The organism is Streptomyces sp. CBMA29, assembly GCF_014596445.1.
In the GTDB taxonomy this organism is placed as follows: domain Bacteria; phylum Actinomycetota; class Actinomycetes; order Streptomycetales; family Streptomycetaceae; genus Actinacidiphila.
Genome location: NZ_MECL01000233.1, coordinates 42,813 through 56,893 on the forward strand (window position 1 = coordinate 42,813; position 14,081 = coordinate 56,893).

Genomic DNA, 14,081 nt, shown 5'->3' on the forward strand with positions numbered 1-14,081 from the left:
CGGGCATTTTTTATCCCTCACCGCTTGTTACTAGGGAGGCGTTATCTATAGTCTTACTCAATCCGTAGGTCTCAAGGGGGCTGCGGGGGAGCCGATCCCCAGCCCGTTCGGGGGACTCAAGCGGCATGAAGTCGAGTTCCGCCGGGGGGAGTTCAGTCTCATCGCGGCCGGTCCGGGAACGGGCAAGTCACTCCTTGCGCTGAACCTGGCAATGTACGGGAACCTGCCGGTCCTGTACTTCTCGGCCGACTCGGGGGCTGCAACCCAGATCACCCGGGCCACCGCGATCATCACAGGGGAGAACGTCCGGACCATCAAGCGGAAGCTGATAGGCGACGACTTCGGGGCCTACTACGCGCACCTTGGAAAGCGCTGGTGGGTGAGGTTCAACTTCAACGCCCGGCCCACGCCGAAGGACTTGGAGCGAGACCTTGCCTGCTACCACGAGGTCTTTGGCTGCTTCCCTCACCTGATCGTGGTGGACAACATCACCAACGTGGACGGTGGGGCTGTGGCGGACGCCGAGGGCTTCACGTTCGGCCTGGAGTCCATGTGCGACTACCTCTCTGAGATGGCTCGGGAGACCAAGGCACACGTGACCGCTCTGCACCACGTAGTTGGCGAGTTCTCCGATGGCCTCAAGCCGATCCCGCTGTCTGGCGTCAAGGGCAAGATCGGGCGAGTTCCGTCCCTGATCCTGACCATTCACAAGGAGATTGACGGCATGGACAGCCGCATCCTCAACGTGAGCCCCGTCAAGAACCGCGAGGGATTCGAGGACTCCTCGGGCGAGACGTTCTCCTCCTACGACTTCAACCGGGACAACATGCGGTTGACCGATGTGGACACTCTCGCTGAGTTCTAGTTCACATCGCTCGCACTTGTTACTAGGGAACGATGGGCGTAAGCTTAAAAACAGGAGGGCAGGGGAAATGGAAAAGGGCTTCACGGTGGGACTCGACTTCACGGAACTCGTTCCGGGAGTCAGCAAGGAAGAGGCTCGGGGGACGGGGCGGGTTTCCCTGGTTGTCGAGGTCACCAGCACCCGGCGGCTGGACCTCAAGGCGCTGCTGCGGGAGCTGTCCAAGCCTCGCCAGGGCATCCGGTCGGTAGTGATCTCGTTCGGGGGAAACGTCAAGCTGATGTCCATTCAGGTGCTCCGCAACCTGGTGGCCGGCATGCATGACACCAAGCAGATGCTTCGGTTGGAGTCAACTCTCCGGGGGGCGCGTGTCTGAGCCCCGCAGGGGCCAGCGGCAGTGTGTGAGGTGCAGTCGGAACAGGGCGGAACGGTTCTTCACCCCTCGGGGCAAGACGTGCTCGGCCTGTCGCAAGCAGTCCCGTAGCCGGGCGACCCATGACCGCAGAGTTCAAGTGACCTACGGGTTGGGTCCCGGGGAGTACGAGGTGCTGTTCGCCGCCCAGGGCGGCGTCTGTGCCATCTGTGGCCAGACGAGACGAACCAGGCTCGACGTGGACCACGACCATGCCACCGGCCTTGTACGCGGCCTGTGTTGCCGCTTGTGCAACCGGAAGCTACTGACCGCCGCGCGCAACAGTCCGGCCGTCCTGCGGAACGCCGCTGGCTACCTGGAAGCCCCGCCGGCCCTGAGGTTCCTCGGGCCGAGGTATCACATCGAGAACCGTGAGGAATAGGCATGCCGCAGTCGATCAAGCTGGACACGAAGGAATGGCGGGGCAACCGCGCTTCCGCCCTCGGTGCCTACCGTCGCTACGAGTTCCCCGTCACCGTCTACAAGCTGGGACCGTCCGGTGAGCGAATTCCTGTGGAAGCCTCCGATCGCTGAAGTCTTCCTGGCGTACTACGGCCTGGAGTTGAAAGATCGGAACGGGTGGCAGAAGGTGATGTGTCCTCTCCACCCGGACTCGAATCCGAGTGCTTCAGTGAACACGGAGAACAATCGCTGGTCTTGTTTCGTGTGCGACATCTCCGAAGATTCGCTGGACGTGATCATGAGAGAGGATGAGGTTGGCTTCCGAAAGGCCCAGGAATCTGCAAATGAAAGGTTCGGCGGAGGCCGCGAAGGCGTACCACAGTCAGTTCAAGGGGAGCCCCGCCGAAGCGTACCTAGCCGCCCGAGGTTTGGGGGAGGTGTCGAGCCGGTTCGGGATGGGCTACGTCGGTTCGGCTCTCACTGGGGATGAGCGCAGATACGGAATGCTGGTCATTCCGTATCTGCGCCCGGCCGGCGCGGAGTTCGTCGCGACAGTCCGATTCCGGTGTATCGCTGACGAGTGTGTGAAGGACGGGAACGGGGAGTACCTGGCTCCGACCCGCAAGGAAAACCACGTGGGGCATGGGAAGTACCAGAGTCTCCCGGGCGACCATCCCCGGATGTACAACACCGCAGCGCTGATCTCGCCGAGCCCGTACATCGCGCTCAGCGAAGGCGAGTTCGACACTCAGGCGTCCGAACTCGCCGGCGTCCCATGTGTGGGGAAGCAGGGAACGTCCGCTTGGCGGGACTACTTCTTTCCGGCCCTGGTCGGATTCGAGGTCGTGTTCATCATCGCTGATGGTGACGACCCAGGTATCAAGGCGGCCGACAAGATGGCGGCCGAGATGCCGAACGGCAAGGTCATCCTCCTCGGAGCTGACCACGACATCAATTCATTCGTTCACGCCAAAGGTGCGGACGCGTACAGGAAGAAGCTCGGACTGTGAACAACATCGAAGCACTTCTGGTCACTCTGGCGGGCGGAGAGAGCAAGTGGGCGGACGGTACCCGCGTGCGGATCATCGCCGGGGGTGACGCGCGAGGCATGACCGGCACCGTGCGACGGGCCAACTTCTCCGAGCGCAGCCAGGCCACTGACGTGATCCTGGACGGTGAGTCCCCGGAGGATCGCTTCTGGTTCGCGGACTACGAGCTGGAGGCGCTGGAGGACGGCGCCGAGTGAGGCTCCGGTTCTGGCGGCGGGACGATCCCGCCTCTTTTTTTGCCCCGGAACTTGCTACTGGGGAAGGCGACCCGGTCAACCACCCGAGTCACTACACCTGGCTGCCGAACGGTTTCGAGGTGATCGACATGGCCGAGCACCTGAACTTCAACCTCGGCAACTCCATCAAGTACATCGCCCGTGCCGGCCGCAAAAGTGCAGTCGGCATACAAGACCTTGAAAAGGCCGCCTGGTATCTCAACCGGGAGATCCAGCGCATCAACGTTCAGAAGGAGAACGCCGTATGAACATGGACCAGCACCGCAAGGCGATCGAAGCCGCTCTTCAGGCTGCGTCGGACGACGGCTTCACGTTCGATGACCAGGACTTCGGCACGCCGCACGTGGACATCAACTCGGCGGACGGCGACGACTACACGGAGATCCGCTTCCCGGAGTGACACCACCGTTCGCGGGAGGGGCGGAAAGTGCCGCCTCTCCCTGACCCCAGAAGGGAGAGTCAATGCAGCGAGTAGTCGTCATATCTGATGTCCAGGCACCGTTTGAGGACAAACGCGCAGTGAAGAACGTCATCGACTTCATCGGCGTGTACCAACCGGACATGGTCATCCAGATTGGTGACCTGGTGGACTACCCGACCCCTTCACGGTGGTCGGCCGGTACCCGCACGGAGTTCGAGGCCGGGGTGATCCGAGACTCGGAATACACCCAGAAGAACTTCCTGGAACCCCTCCGGGCCGTCTACGACGGAGGCGTTGGGATTCTGGAAGGCAACCATGACGAGCGGCCTCGGAAGTACCTGGAGAGCCGTGCACCGGCCCTTGCGGCAGAGGACAAGTTCTATCGCTTCGAGAACCTGCTTGAGTTCGGGAAGTACGGAATTGCGAAGCTCCCGCCCTACTACCCGTTCGCTCCGGGATGGGTTGCCATCCATGGTCACGAGTCGCCGGGTCTGAACCAGGTGGCCGGCCGCACCGCAGCCATGAAGGCCAAGAAGGCCGGCGTGTCCGTGGTCATGGGCCACACTCACCGGCTGGCCATCTCACCTGAGACGACCGGCTTCAACGGCAAGTTGAAGACGATCTATGGGTTTGAGGTCGGTCACCTCATGGACGTGCGCAAGGCCGGATACCTCAAGAACGGTCCTGCCAACTGGCAGAAGGGCTTCGGTCTGTTCTACGTCGGCAAGTACGCCGCGACTCCGCAAGCGATCCCAGTCGAGGACGACGGGAGCTTTGTCGTGGAGGGCGAGCGCTTCGGTGAGATCAAGCGCAGCAACGGCCGATTCGCAAAGAAGGTGAACGAGTGACTGAGATGGACTGGGAGCGTGTCAATGGCATTGCTCAGCGGGTGGCGCGGGACCTGGCCGCCAAGTGGGAAGTCGTTGAGGTAGACGACGTTCACCAAGAGATCATGCTGCACATTGCCGAACAGGCCGAATACATCGGCCCGAAGTCCGGCGACGACGAGTTCGTACGGAAGGTCTGCTGGAAGGCCGGGAAGTCATACGCCTCCAAGGAACAGAACTACCGCGACCTCACAGACGATCGGTACTACTACACCCCCGATGAAGCTCGGACGGTGCTCAAGTCCTTCATCTACACCGATGAGGAGATATCTTCTGTCATCGGCAGAGAAGACGATCTGAGCCGCTGCCGGATCACGGACAACATCACCAGCGCTCGGATTGACGCATCAGCCGGCCTGCAAAAGCTGACCGACCGATACCGGGAAGTCCTCCTGCGCGTGCATGTCTACGGTATGCCCGTCCGGAACGACGCCGAACGCAAGATGTGCAACAGGGCAGTTGACGCCTTGGCCATCGCCATGAACCGCAACTACCGGAAGGGGAGCTGGAGTGATCGAAACGCGTAAGCAGTACACGCGGGAGTTCGGGGTAGACAAGAGTGTTTCCGTCGATGTTGTCTACGACGACTCGGATACGTCCAAGACCTATGTCAACGTCACGGACGACACCGGAACCCATGAGTTCCTGCTTGCCCCTCCGGATCTGAAGCCTCTCGTTGACTTCCTCCACGAGGCTCTTTATGTCAAACTCCCGGCGCTTCCGCCTTTCTGAAGAAGGACAGGCCGTATGACTGAATTCTCAACCGAGACTGCACGTATCGTCTACGAGCGGACGTATCGCCGCGAGAAGCCGGACGGTGAGCTTGAGACCTGGCCGGAGACCGTGGCCCGGGTCGTGGACGGCAACCTCAAGCTCGTTCCTCCCAGGTACATCGAGCCTGACGAGCGTGCCGCCCTGATGGCGCTGATCGAGTCCTTCCGGGTGCTGCCTGCCGGCCGACATCTCAAGTCCTCGGGTGTGAACAACTTCGCGCTCAACAACTGCTGGGCCGCGGGATGGGACGCTGGCAGTCCCGCCGAGCATTTCGTTTTCACTCTGCTGAGGCTCGCTGAGGGCGGTGGCGTTGGGTCGAACTACAGCAACAGCTACCTCCGAGACTTCCCCCAGGTCGAGAACGCGGTACGCGTCCACATCGTGTGCGACCCGGACCACCCGGACTACGAGGACATGAAGGCCGCGGGGCTTCTCAGTTCGCAGTACGCATACACGTGGTTCGGCGCCTTCGGCGTCGAGGACTCCCGAGACGGCTGGGCCTCCGCCCTCGGTGACCTGATCACCACGGCCCACGATCAGCGCACCCAGCACGAAGACCGGGTGTACGACGTGAGTCGCGTCCGCCGGAAGGGTGCGCCTCTCCGGTCCTTCGGCGGTACAGCATCCGGGCCGGCCCCGTTTGCCCAGATGCTCATCCGGGTGGGCGAGATTCTGACCGAGGCAGCCGGGTGGCCGCTGTCTGGCCTGGACGCGATGGAGATTGACCACGAGATAGCCCAGTGCATCGTGTCGGGCGGCGTCCGGCGCTCTGCCCGCATGTCGATCATGCATTGGTCAGACAGCCAGATCGAGGACTTCCTGTACTCCAAGCAGGATGCGTCCCAGCACTGGACGACCAACATCTCTGTGGAGGTGGACACCGAGTTCATCGCCTACGCCCGAGGCGAGGAGACCAAGGAGCCGTGGAAGGCGGCCCAGGCAGCCATGGTCCTGGAGGAGCTAGCCACCGGTGCTTTGGGTAACGGCGAACCGGGCTTCTGGAACAGTTCGTTGAGCGCTGATGGTGAGGTCGACGGCACCTACACGACGAACCCGTGCGGAGAGGCGACACTCAACCAGTGGGAGCCGTGCAACCTGGGCAGCGTGAACCTTGGTGCCTTCGTGGACATCTCGGGGGTGGTGGACCACGAAGCTCTTCACGAAGCTCACCGGCTCGTGACGCGATACCTGATCCGAGGCACCTTTGCGGCCGTCGCCGACGTGAAGTCTGCTGAGGCCATCGCCAAGTACCGGCGCATCGGTGTGGGACACCTTGGATTCGCTGACTACCTGGCCGGACAGGGGATCAGGTACAGCGAGGCGTCGCACGACCGGACCGTCATCGCTGACCTGGTGGACCTGGCCCAGACCGTGGATGAGGCTTCCGCGGAGTACGCCAACGAACTGCGTATCCCAAGGCCGATCAAGTCGAGGGTCGTCGCTCCGACCGGGACCATCTCCAAGTTGGCCGGCGCCAGCGGTGAGGGCGTTCACGCGCCCTTCGCGGACTACTTCCTCCGCCGAATCCGGTTCAGCATGCTGGAGCCCGTGGAAGTTCGCCAGGTCGAGGAGTACCAGGCGGCCGGTTACGACGTGGAACCGTGCATCTACGCGGCCAACACGATGGTGGTCAGCATCCCCACCATGGACCCGCTTGTTTCACGGGTGCTCGATGACACCTACGTTCAGCACTCGGGCCAGCTCGACCTTCGGGAGATGCTGGCAGTCCAAGAGCTGTACCAGACCTACTGGGCCGACCAAGCGGTTTCCTACACAGCCTCCGTGGACCCAGCCGCGTACAGCGTGGACCAGGTGGCGGAAGTCCTCCTGGACTACATGCCGGTACTCAAGGGCACGACCATCTTCCCCGAGATGAGCCGGGACCAGGCCCCGTACCAGCGTATCTCCAAAGCGGAATACCTGGAGAAGGCTTACGCCCTCGGCATCAATGTTGCTGACACCTCATACGAGGAGTTTTGCGCGCGGGGCGGTTGCCCCGTGTGATTCTCTTCACTACCCCATTACTTGTTACTGGGGAGCGATGGTGTCACACTGAATAACAGAGGGAAGGAAAGAAGCCCCAATGACTTATCCCGACCCGTTCGACTCTCGCTCTCCATGGGATGAGCCCGAGAGTAACCCGAAAACCCCGGAGACGCCTGTGACCAACACTTCCACCGAGAACGGCCCCGCCCCATTCGTCATCGGCTTCACGCTGAAGGCGGCCAACGGATTCGACGCCGAGTGGCTGACGCCGAAGGTCTACGGCCACACTGCCGAGGAGACCGCCCAGCGCGGTGCCGAGCTGCTGACCGCGATGAGGAGCGTTGGCCTCATCGACCTGGCCGCTAAGGCGGCCGAGTACACCCGAGGCCAGTACAAGGGGGCGGCCGGAAGTGGCTCGGCCCCCAAGCGGTTCGAGAACGGCAAGGTGACCAACAAGGCCACCCCTGCCGCTGCGGACGACGACTGCCCGCACGGCCGCAAGCTGGTCGAGAAGAACGACTGGGCTGCCCTGTTCTGCCAGGCCCGTGAGAAGTCTGACCAGTGCGAGCCCCTGTGGCGGCAGAAGGACGGTTCGTACAAGGCCAAGTAGGGCCTCCTTTTTTGCACCAAAACTTGTTACTAGGGAGGCTGGGTTCCGGCCCGGCCTCCCGGCTAAACGCTCACGGAAGGTTTGCCCCCTAATGCTCCCGCCTTACCTGGTCGTCCTGGACGACCACGACGCCCGGCCCGGTTACTCCGACAAGCACGTGAGTCGGATGGTGAAGGGCCTTATCGGCAGCCGTTACGTGGACACCTCGCATCTCCGGGTGTACGTCGTCGGCAACCTGATCGACATCACCGGCCAGTACGTCTTCCAGGAGGACGTATGAAAGTGACCGCGCGGTGAGCCCAGAGCAATTTCAGGTCGTCGGCGTGGAGGGCGGCGCAGTCGATATCAACTGCCTGGAGTGCGGCGTATGCGTCGCCTGCGGAGGTTGTGACTGCTGCCCCGGCAACGAGGTCACTCTTCTGGACCTGCTCCACGTCACCCGAGAACACATCTGTGAGGTGGCCCTTTAATCCATTCGTTCGTCGGGGGAGGTCCCATTGATCGAGCTTGAGTGCAGGATCAAAAGCCAGACGGTCAAGATCCATGTATGCGAGACGACTTGGGACCTGGCCCCGTTCATCGACTTCGTAGAGGTCAACCCGGTACTCGGGTTCGACACGGAGACGACCGGCTTGGATTGGTGGAATGCGGACCGCGGTTTCCGTATCCGCCTAGCCCAGTTCGGCAATGCAAACGAGGCATGGGTTCTGCCGGTCGAGGCCAACCACGAGTTCGGCGAGGCTGTTAAGTGGGCACTACGGCACGCCCAACGGCTTGTCGCCCACAACGGCACATTTGATCAGCACGTGGTGGAGGCAACCCTTGGCGTCACGCTGGAAGAGCTTGCGCCGAAGATGCTGGACACCAAAATCTCCGCTCACCTGGTAGACCCCAGGCAGGTGAAGGAAGCCGGCCCCGGTCTCAAGCTGGAAGAGCTGGTCAGGTTCTACATTGACCGGGCTCTGGCCGAAGAGGTCAAGGGCTCCATGACCAAGATAGCCAAGCGCTACAAGGTCAAAAAGGAAGACATCTGGTCCACAGTCGAGACGTTCGACCTTGAGTATCTGCTGTACGCGGGTATGGACCCGGTGTTCGCTTTCCGATTGTTCCGCATCACGTTCCCGAAGATCCCGGCCCGTTCTCGACAGAAGGGCCTGTTCGCGTGGGAACACCGCCTGGCGCACGTTACAGCCAAGCTGGAGCGGTCCGGCTACCTGGTAGACGTGCCGTACGTCAAGGCTCGAATAGCTGAGCTGAAAATTGAGGAGTCCACATGGATGGAGGTTGTCCACTCCTTTGGCATCGAGCTTCTGGGGTCTGGTGCTCAGATCGTTGAAGCCTTCGCGAAGGAAGGCATTCACCTCACCGAACGGACTCCACCAAGCAAGAACAATCCGGAAGGAACGATCAAGACCGGCGAGGAAATCCTTGCCAAGGTTGCTCACCCTCTGGCTGAGGCCATTCTGAAAGCCAAGTCCGCTTCCAAGAAGCGGAAGACCTGGTTTGAAAACATCCTCGCGGGGATGGATTCCCAGAACCGTATCCACCCTTCGGTGAATCCGCTCCAGGCGCGCACGGCCCGGATGTCAATCAACGGTTCGTTGGCGGCTCAGACTCTCCCGGCCGGCACCGGCTACGTCCGGTCGTCCTGCCTGGCGGAGGAAGAGCACGTCTCGGCCTCCATCGACTTCGGGAACATGGAGTTGAGGGTTCTCGCGGCGGCATCGGGTGATCCGACCATGTTGGACGCCTTCCACCACGACAAGGACTTGCACAACCTCACGGCTATTGCGGCCTTCGGTCCAATGCCTGAGGGAGCCGAGAAACACCCCAAACGCAAGGCCGGCAAGGGCACCAACTTTACGGTGTGCTTCGGTGGCGGCTGGAACGCCGTGTCTACCCAGTGGGACATCCCCGAGGAAGACGCCAAGCGAGCCGTGAAGGCGTTCTGGGAGGCGTACCCGGGCACCAAGGCCCTGTCCAACAAGCTCATGGACGAGGCCAGGCGTACCGGCTACATCTACACCGCGACCGGCCGGCGCCTGCCAGTGGACAAGGCCCGCCCGTACGCGGCCCTGAACTACTACATCCAGTCGTCTGCCCGGGACATCACCGCTCGCGCTGTGCTCCGGCTCGACGCGGCCGGATTCACGCCGTGGATGCGGCTGGTGATCCACGACGAAATTGTCTTCAGCTTCCCGAAGGATCGGGCACGGGAGTTGACCGAGCAGGCTGCCCGAATCATGGAATTCACGTTTAAGGGGCTTCTTGTGCCTGCTGACGGGGAGATCGGAAAGCGCTCTTGGGGCTCGATTCTGGACCTGGAGGACTCCAAGCATTGATGGATGACGACTACGAAGATTTTGACGATCTCCTTGACTGCGAATGGTGCCAGCAAAGCGACGCAGATGGACTCTACGACCTAGACGGGGTCGAAACCGGTTTGTGTTCCGGATGTGCCGAGAACAACGACGCAGAAAGGTTGCCGTGATGGAAGACGGATTCGAAGAACTGATCAAAGGTCTGAACGAGGATTTCAACGACGCGCTCATGCAGCAGCGCGCGGCGGCTGCCGTACTGGTCGGGCAAGTGGCCGGCATCGTCTATGTTCAGGCCATCGCCAACGGTGTGCCAGCCGATCTGGCTAAGGCGTTCGCCGCCGAATACTGGGCTCTCGAAATGACCCCGGTCACCTTTGTTGCCGACGATGAGGAAGAAGACTGATGACCATCCGATCCGAAGAAGAGTACGTTTACTCCCTCAACCTCCTGAAGCTGTGTTTCCGGCCTGAGTTGGGATCTCTGGCGGGGGATCTGGTCCTAGACCTGCTGCACTTCATCGCCAACATCGCCACGACCGACGCAGCCCGGAAGATCCGTCCGCAGTCGGAGCCGCCGAAGTGCTGTGAAACTTGTTTCTGGACGTGGGACGCACTGAACGACGCTGCCGACCTGATCGAGAAGGGGGCCGTGTGAGGGCGGAGAACATCCCTACCAGCGTCACAAGGCTTGTCTACGACGTTCCGGAGTGGCTGGGATTTCCGGCCTTGAGTCAGAACCAGTTCGCTGAATTGGTGGCAGTGGCGTGGGATGCCATCGCGCATCATTTGGCCGAGGAGATCCGATCCGAAACCACCTTCCTGAAGCGGCACGGCGTATTGGAGGCCCACCTAGATTGGGCGGCGTCTTCGGCCGCTGATCACATAGACCCTGCGGTGCCACCGTTCTGAGCCGAATGCTAAGGAAATCTCGGGAACTCCGCTACTACTGCGAATGCTGCTCTATCGATCCGCCTACATCGGTCTACGGCGGGGGAAAGTCAAAAAGCACGGAACGACGGATGGTCAAGCGCCGAGCGAAGAGGCGCGAAGAGCGCCGCTGGCTCCGAGAGTTCCGGGAGGATTCCAGATGACCTGCGCGCCCTGTTATCGGTGCCTGCCTCGCCTTGAGGCGGTGGGTGGGCACCGCTTTTTGTGGAGAACGGAACCTGGCACCGGAAGTCTGAGCTGGGATATGGGGGAGACGTGAGCAAGGAGAGAGCTGCAACCGCCGGCCTGGCGCTTCCGGCACTGATCGCGCTCGGGATGAGCGCCAACACCAGTTACAGGTACGTCGGCGAACATCTCGGCATCACCGTTGTCACAGAACGCGGTCTGCTGACCGGGGTTGCGGAGCTGGCTGTTGTCGCCTTGGTCCTGCATGCCTGGGCCACCAAGACCAAGGCGAGTCTTCTGTTCAGTTATGGCCTGATCGCTCTCCAGGCGATTCCCGCGTTCTCCGTCTCGGGAGGTGGCGGAGGCGTCATGCGGGTGGCTCTCGGACCCGTCCTGGCAGGGGTGCTGCTGCACTTCCTTCTGTCGCTGGACGCCTTGCACGCACCGAAGCCGGACGGCTTCCTCAATCGCGTGTGGGCCGAGATCCGAGATCGGATCGTCTCTCGCCTAGGTCTGGGGGCACGTGGTGCAGACTCCGCCGCCATCGCACGGAGCCGGGCCACTGACAAGGCTGTGCGGCTCGCTGACGAGCTGTCGCGGGTCACCGCGGACCGGAAGGCGGCGCGGTTGTCCGTGCGCCTCTCCAAGGCAGTGGACGCGGCCCAACACGGTCTTGAAGGCGCGGAGGCTGCGAAGGCTGAGGTCCGGTTTGTGGAACGGCTGAAGAGGCGTAAGAGCGTGGCGGGCCTGGCGGCCATCGACGGTGACCATGAGTGGGGCGTAGTGCCCGAGGGGGGTGAACCAGCGCTCATCTTCTCGGTGTCCGGCTCGGCCGCAAACTCTCACTGGGACCCGCCCCTGTCGTCCCTCCCTGTGTCCTCAGCCATCCGCCTGGTGGTCTCCCACCAGGCGGATATGAGTCACGCAGACGTGGTCCAGGTGCTCTTGGAGAACGGCGTTGAGACCAACGCTGCGTACGTCTCCAGCATCCGCAGCAAGGACAAGGCCAAGCAGGCGGCCCCCGCCGATCTGTCGCCCTTCCGCTCCGCTTCCTTTTGATCGCCCTCGGCGGCGACGCCGAGTGAAAGTTCGCAACCGATCGGGCGGATACCGCCGTTAATCATGGGAGACCTTATGACGCTGGAAGAGCACGCCAAGGCCATCAGTGCTGCGATCTGGGCTGCGTACGAGGACGGGTTCGAGCTGGACAACGGTGATGGTGAGCCGCTTCCGATGTCCGTTGAGCTGAACGTGATCGACGACGGCGATTTCGCCGATGAGTGGGTTCCTGTGAGCCTGCCGGCCCCGTCTTACTACTAGTCCGCTTAAGCAGAAACCCCCCGCCAGAGGCGGGGGGTTTCTGTCATATCTTGAGCCGTTCTGGTATGTGAAGTTCGAATTCATCTGTATAGACGTAGAAGCGCACGCCGTTGCGGCGCATCAGGGCCTCAAGGTCTGGCAGCTCGGTGGTCTCCCACAGCTCCCGCCACGTCTTTCCGAGGCTGCGGTACTCCCACCGATCACCGGTGGGCTTGCCGCTCAGCTCCGCGTACTCCGCGTTGAGCTTGTCAATCATGGCTTCCGCCGTCTTACGCATAAGAGGGGTGCCGTAGCGCCGGCCTGGCTCCATGTCGGCCATGAGATGAGGCACAAGCTCTTCGATCTCGGACATCCGTCCTTCGGTGTCCTCGCCTGCGACGTAGATGCGCTCTTCTACATCGCGGTCGCCGAACTCCTCCATCAGGTGATGCTCAAACGTGGCCAGGAGGCGGCCAGGCTCCCAAGAAACCTGCTCTTCGCAACCGTTCTTGGTTCGACCGTCTACGAGGCGCGGATTGACACACCTGAACTTCGCGTACTCCGCACGACTGCCGTCTTTCAGCGTCCTTCTCATGACGTGGAGCCGCATCTTGCCCTTGCAGTACCCACACCGGATGACTTCCAGGAAGGGCGTGATGTTGGTGGGTGAGGATACGTGAAACGTGCGGTCCTTCAAGTACCCCTGGAGCGCCTGCCACTCGTCCTCTGTGAAGATCGGATCGGCTACGCGTATTTTCTGCCCTTCGCCTGTAATGATCGGGAATGTCTCGTAATACTTCTTCCCTGCGACCTGCCGAGTCTCCATCTTCCAACCCATGAGGGCTTCGTTGCCCAGGAGCTTGCGCAGGCCGGCCGCCGTCCACTTGTACTGTCGGCCTGACTCCACGATCCGCTTGGACGGCCGTGACCCCCGGGGGGTCGGCTCCCCTCTTGCGTTGAGGTCGTCTGCGATGGCCGCATGGGACTCGTCTCCCGTGAGAAGTCGGTTCACGATCTCTCGTAGAACGTTGACCTGGTGAGGGTTCTGACGGAGGTAGGCAGCCCCGTCCTCTCCCTTGTAGACCTCGTATCCATATACAGGCATGCCGCCCGCCCACCGAGTCTTCTCGCGGTTGCTCTCTCGGAAGGACGACACGCGCATGGACGTGTTGTTGGCCTCCATCTCCGCCAGCGCGGAGAACAGGGCGATGATCACGTGCCGGAAAGGACCCGTCATGTCAAAGATGGGCTCCGTCACGGAAGCGAAGCTCTTACCCCCGTGGTCCTCCGCCCAACGGAGCATGTCTTGCATGTCCATGACTTTGCGGATGAAGCGGTCAAGCTTCCAAAATAGGATGAGGTCGAAGTCTGGAGCCTTCTCGGTGATCCAGTGGCCCATCTCCGCTCGCTCCATGGGCGACTGCTTGGTTGCTGACACGTGGGCGTCACGGGCAACGCCCACCTCCACCCATCCGAGGTGCGCTCTGTCGGCGATGTACTTGCGAGCGTCGAAGAGCTGTCGTTCGAGACTCGTGGACTCATCGGTCAGGTAGCTGATGCGTAGACCGATGAGGACTCGGACCGGCTTGACCCGACCTACGAAGGTCGCGGGGGCGTCTATCGCTGCTGTCACCTGCGGAAACTTAGCCGGTATACATCCCAGATACAAGCGCGGCTCCTTCTACCCCTTCGCCCCACTGCCCGGCGCGG

21 protein-coding genes and 1 pseudogene are annotated in these 14,081 nt (G+C 61.8%); 21 read left to right on the top strand and 1 reads right to left on the bottom strand.

The features are described 5' to 3' along the window. Window positions 1-94: 94 nt before the first annotated feature. The 21 genes and pseudogenes from BGM09_RS32605 to BGM09_RS32705 all read left to right on the top strand — a co-directional run bounded on the left by BGM09_RS32605 (window position 95) and on the right by BGM09_RS32705 (window position 12,392). A complete protein-coding gene (locus tag BGM09_RS32605; protein WP_317452981.1) occupies window positions 95-865 on the top strand; it encodes an AAA family ATPase in 771 nt (256 codons plus the stop codon). A 67-nt stretch (window positions 866-932) separates the two neighbouring features. Next, window positions 933-1,238: a hypothetical protein gene (locus BGM09_RS32610; RefSeq protein ID WP_188285339.1), complete on the top strand. Its 306-nt coding sequence runs from the start codon at window positions 933-935 to the stop codon at window positions 1,236-1,238. Beyond that, window positions 1,183-1,656, top strand: a complete 474-nt coding sequence (locus BGM09_RS32615; RefSeq protein ID WP_188285340.1) for an endonuclease VII domain-containing protein — start codon at window positions 1,183-1,185, stop codon at window positions 1,654-1,656. The genes BGM09_RS32610 and BGM09_RS32615 overlap by 56 nt, the downstream gene beginning before the upstream one ends. A 2-nt stretch (window positions 1,657-1,658) precedes the next feature. After that, a complete protein-coding gene (locus tag BGM09_RS32620) occupies window positions 1,659-1,808 on the top strand; it encodes a hypothetical protein (RefSeq protein WP_188285341.1) in 150 nt (49 codons plus the stop codon). After that, window positions 1,774-1,971 (top strand): annotated as a pseudogene (locus tag BGM09_RS39275) (CHC2 zinc finger domain-containing protein); the annotation flags it as partial. The gene BGM09_RS32620 and the pseudogene BGM09_RS39275, both read left to right, overlap by 35 nt. A gap of 49 nt (window positions 1,972-2,020) precedes the next feature. Continuing rightward, window positions 2,021-2,686, top strand: a complete 666-nt coding sequence (locus tag BGM09_RS32630) for a topoisomerase (RefSeq protein WP_223187920.1) — start codon at window positions 2,021-2,023, stop codon at window positions 2,684-2,686. Next, the gene (locus BGM09_RS32635; RefSeq protein WP_188285343.1) at window positions 2,683-2,922 is read left to right on the top strand and encodes a hypothetical protein; all 240 of its coding nucleotides are present in this window, start codon (window positions 2,683-2,685) and stop codon (window positions 2,920-2,922) included. The genes BGM09_RS32630 and BGM09_RS32635 overlap by 4 nt, the downstream gene beginning before the upstream one ends. Then, window positions 2,919-3,209 carry a DUF3310 domain-containing protein gene (locus tag BGM09_RS32640; protein WP_188285344.1) on the top strand — a complete coding sequence of 97 codons (291 nt, stop codon included), beginning with the start codon at window positions 2,919-2,921 and terminating at the stop codon, window positions 3,207-3,209. Before BGM09_RS32635 ends, BGM09_RS32640 begins: the two co-directional genes overlap by 4 nt. Continuing rightward, complete coding sequence (locus BGM09_RS32645; protein WP_188285345.1) at window positions 3,206-3,361, top strand: hypothetical protein; 156 nt, start codon at window positions 3,206-3,208, stop codon at window positions 3,359-3,361. Before BGM09_RS32640 ends, BGM09_RS32645 begins: the two co-directional genes overlap by 4 nt. A gap of 62 nt (window positions 3,362-3,423) precedes the next feature. Beyond that, on the top strand, window positions 3,424-4,230 hold the full coding sequence (locus BGM09_RS32650) for a metallophosphoesterase (protein ID WP_188285346.1): 807 nt from the start codon (window positions 3,424-3,426) through the stop codon (window positions 4,228-4,230). A 5-nt stretch (window positions 4,231-4,235) separates the two neighbouring features. Continuing rightward, a complete protein-coding gene (locus tag BGM09_RS32655; RefSeq protein ID WP_223187927.1) occupies window positions 4,236-4,796 on the top strand; it encodes a hypothetical protein in 561 nt (186 codons plus the stop codon). Further along, on the top strand, window positions 4,780-5,001 hold the full coding sequence (locus BGM09_RS32660) for a hypothetical protein (RefSeq protein ID WP_188285348.1): 222 nt from the start codon (window positions 4,780-4,782) through the stop codon (window positions 4,999-5,001). The genes BGM09_RS32655 and BGM09_RS32660 overlap by 17 nt, the downstream gene beginning before the upstream one ends. A 15-nt stretch (window positions 5,002-5,016) precedes the next feature. Further along, window positions 5,017-7,047 (top strand): ribonucleoside-triphosphate reductase, adenosylcobalamin-dependent, encoded by a 2,031-nt coding sequence (gene nrdJ / locus BGM09_RS32665; protein WP_188285349.1) that lies wholly within the window; start codon window positions 5,017-5,019, stop codon window positions 7,045-7,047. A gap of 157 nt (window positions 7,048-7,204) precedes the next feature. Next, a complete protein-coding gene (locus BGM09_RS32670; protein ID WP_317452980.1) occupies window positions 7,205-7,639 on the top strand; it encodes a hypothetical protein in 435 nt (144 codons plus the stop codon). A 91-nt stretch (window positions 7,640-7,730) separates the two neighbouring features. Beyond that, the gene (locus BGM09_RS32675) at window positions 7,731-7,919 is read left to right on the top strand and encodes a hypothetical protein (RefSeq protein WP_188285351.1); all 189 of its coding nucleotides are present in this window, start codon (window positions 7,731-7,733) and stop codon (window positions 7,917-7,919) included. Between the two features lie 217 nt (window positions 7,920-8,136). Next, the gene (locus BGM09_RS32680) at window positions 8,137-9,981 is read left to right on the top strand and encodes a DNA polymerase (protein WP_188285352.1); all 1,845 of its coding nucleotides are present in this window, start codon (window positions 8,137-8,139) and stop codon (window positions 9,979-9,981) included. 148 nt (window positions 9,982-10,129) lie between these two features. After that, complete coding sequence (locus BGM09_RS32685) at window positions 10,130-10,363, top strand: hypothetical protein (protein WP_188285353.1); 234 nt, start codon at window positions 10,130-10,132, stop codon at window positions 10,361-10,363. Beyond that, window positions 10,363-10,614, top strand: a complete 252-nt coding sequence (locus BGM09_RS32690; RefSeq protein ID WP_188285354.1) for a hypothetical protein — start codon at window positions 10,363-10,365, stop codon at window positions 10,612-10,614. Before BGM09_RS32685 ends, BGM09_RS32690 begins: the two co-directional genes overlap by 1 nt. Continuing rightward, window positions 10,611-10,868 (top strand): hypothetical protein, encoded by a 258-nt coding sequence (locus tag BGM09_RS32695; RefSeq protein WP_188285355.1) that lies wholly within the window; start codon window positions 10,611-10,613, stop codon window positions 10,866-10,868. Before BGM09_RS32690 ends, BGM09_RS32695 begins: the two co-directional genes overlap by 4 nt. A gap of 294 nt (window positions 10,869-11,162) precedes the next feature. Continuing rightward, window positions 11,163-12,131 carry a hypothetical protein gene (locus BGM09_RS32700; RefSeq protein ID WP_188285356.1) on the top strand — a complete coding sequence of 323 codons (969 nt, stop codon included), beginning with the start codon at window positions 11,163-11,165 and terminating at the stop codon, window positions 12,129-12,131. A gap of 75 nt (window positions 12,132-12,206) precedes the next feature. Then, window positions 12,207-12,392 carry a hypothetical protein gene (locus BGM09_RS32705; RefSeq protein WP_188285357.1) on the top strand — a complete coding sequence of 62 codons (186 nt, stop codon included), beginning with the start codon at window positions 12,207-12,209 and terminating at the stop codon, window positions 12,390-12,392. A gap of 43 nt (window positions 12,393-12,435) precedes the next feature. Here BGM09_RS32705 and BGM09_RS32710 read toward each other — a convergent pair whose 3' ends face one another. Continuing rightward, a complete protein-coding gene (locus BGM09_RS32710) occupies window positions 12,436-14,004 on the bottom strand; it encodes a recombinase family protein (protein WP_188285358.1) in 1,569 nt (522 codons plus the stop codon). Window positions 14,005-14,081 lie beyond the last annotated feature (77 nt).

Bases quoted from the DNA above. Each gene is read 5' to 3' on its own strand.
- BGM09_RS32610 (WP_188285339.1), top strand. From the start codon at position 933: ATGGAAAAGGGCTTCACGGTGGGACTCGACTTCACGGAACTCGTTCCG.
- BGM09_RS32615 (WP_188285340.1), top strand. From the start codon at position 1,183: ATGACACCAAGCAGATGCTTCGGTTGGAGTCAACTCTCCGGGGGGCGC.
- BGM09_RS32620 (WP_188285341.1), top strand. From the start codon at position 1,659: ATGCCGCAGTCGATCAAGCTGGACACGAAGGAATGGCGGGGCAACCGC.
- BGM09_RS32630 (WP_223187920.1), top strand. From the start codon at position 2,021: ATGAAAGGTTCGGCGGAGGCCGCGAAGGCGTACCACAGTCAGTTCAAG.
- BGM09_RS32645 (WP_188285345.1), top strand. From the start codon at position 3,206: ATGAACATGGACCAGCACCGCAAGGCGATCGAAGCCGCTCTTCAGGCT.
- BGM09_RS32650 (WP_188285346.1), top strand. From the start codon at position 3,424: ATGCAGCGAGTAGTCGTCATATCTGATGTCCAGGCACCGTTTGAGGAC.
- BGM09_RS32655 (WP_223187927.1), top strand. From the start codon at position 4,236: ATGGACTGGGAGCGTGTCAATGGCATTGCTCAGCGGGTGGCGCGGGAC.
- nrdJ (WP_188285349.1), top strand. From the start codon at position 5,017: ATGACTGAATTCTCAACCGAGACTGCACGTATCGTCTACGAGCGGACG.
- BGM09_RS32675 (WP_188285351.1), top strand. From the start codon at position 7,731: ATGCTCCCGCCTTACCTGGTCGTCCTGGACGACCACGACGCCCGGCCC.
- BGM09_RS32685 (WP_188285353.1), top strand. From the start codon at position 10,130: ATGGAAGACGGATTCGAAGAACTGATCAAAGGTCTGAACGAGGATTTC.
- BGM09_RS32690 (WP_188285354.1), top strand. From the start codon at position 10,363: ATGACCATCCGATCCGAAGAAGAGTACGTTTACTCCCTCAACCTCCTG.
- BGM09_RS32705 (WP_188285357.1), top strand. From the start codon at position 12,207: ATGACGCTGGAAGAGCACGCCAAGGCCATCAGTGCTGCGATCTGGGCT.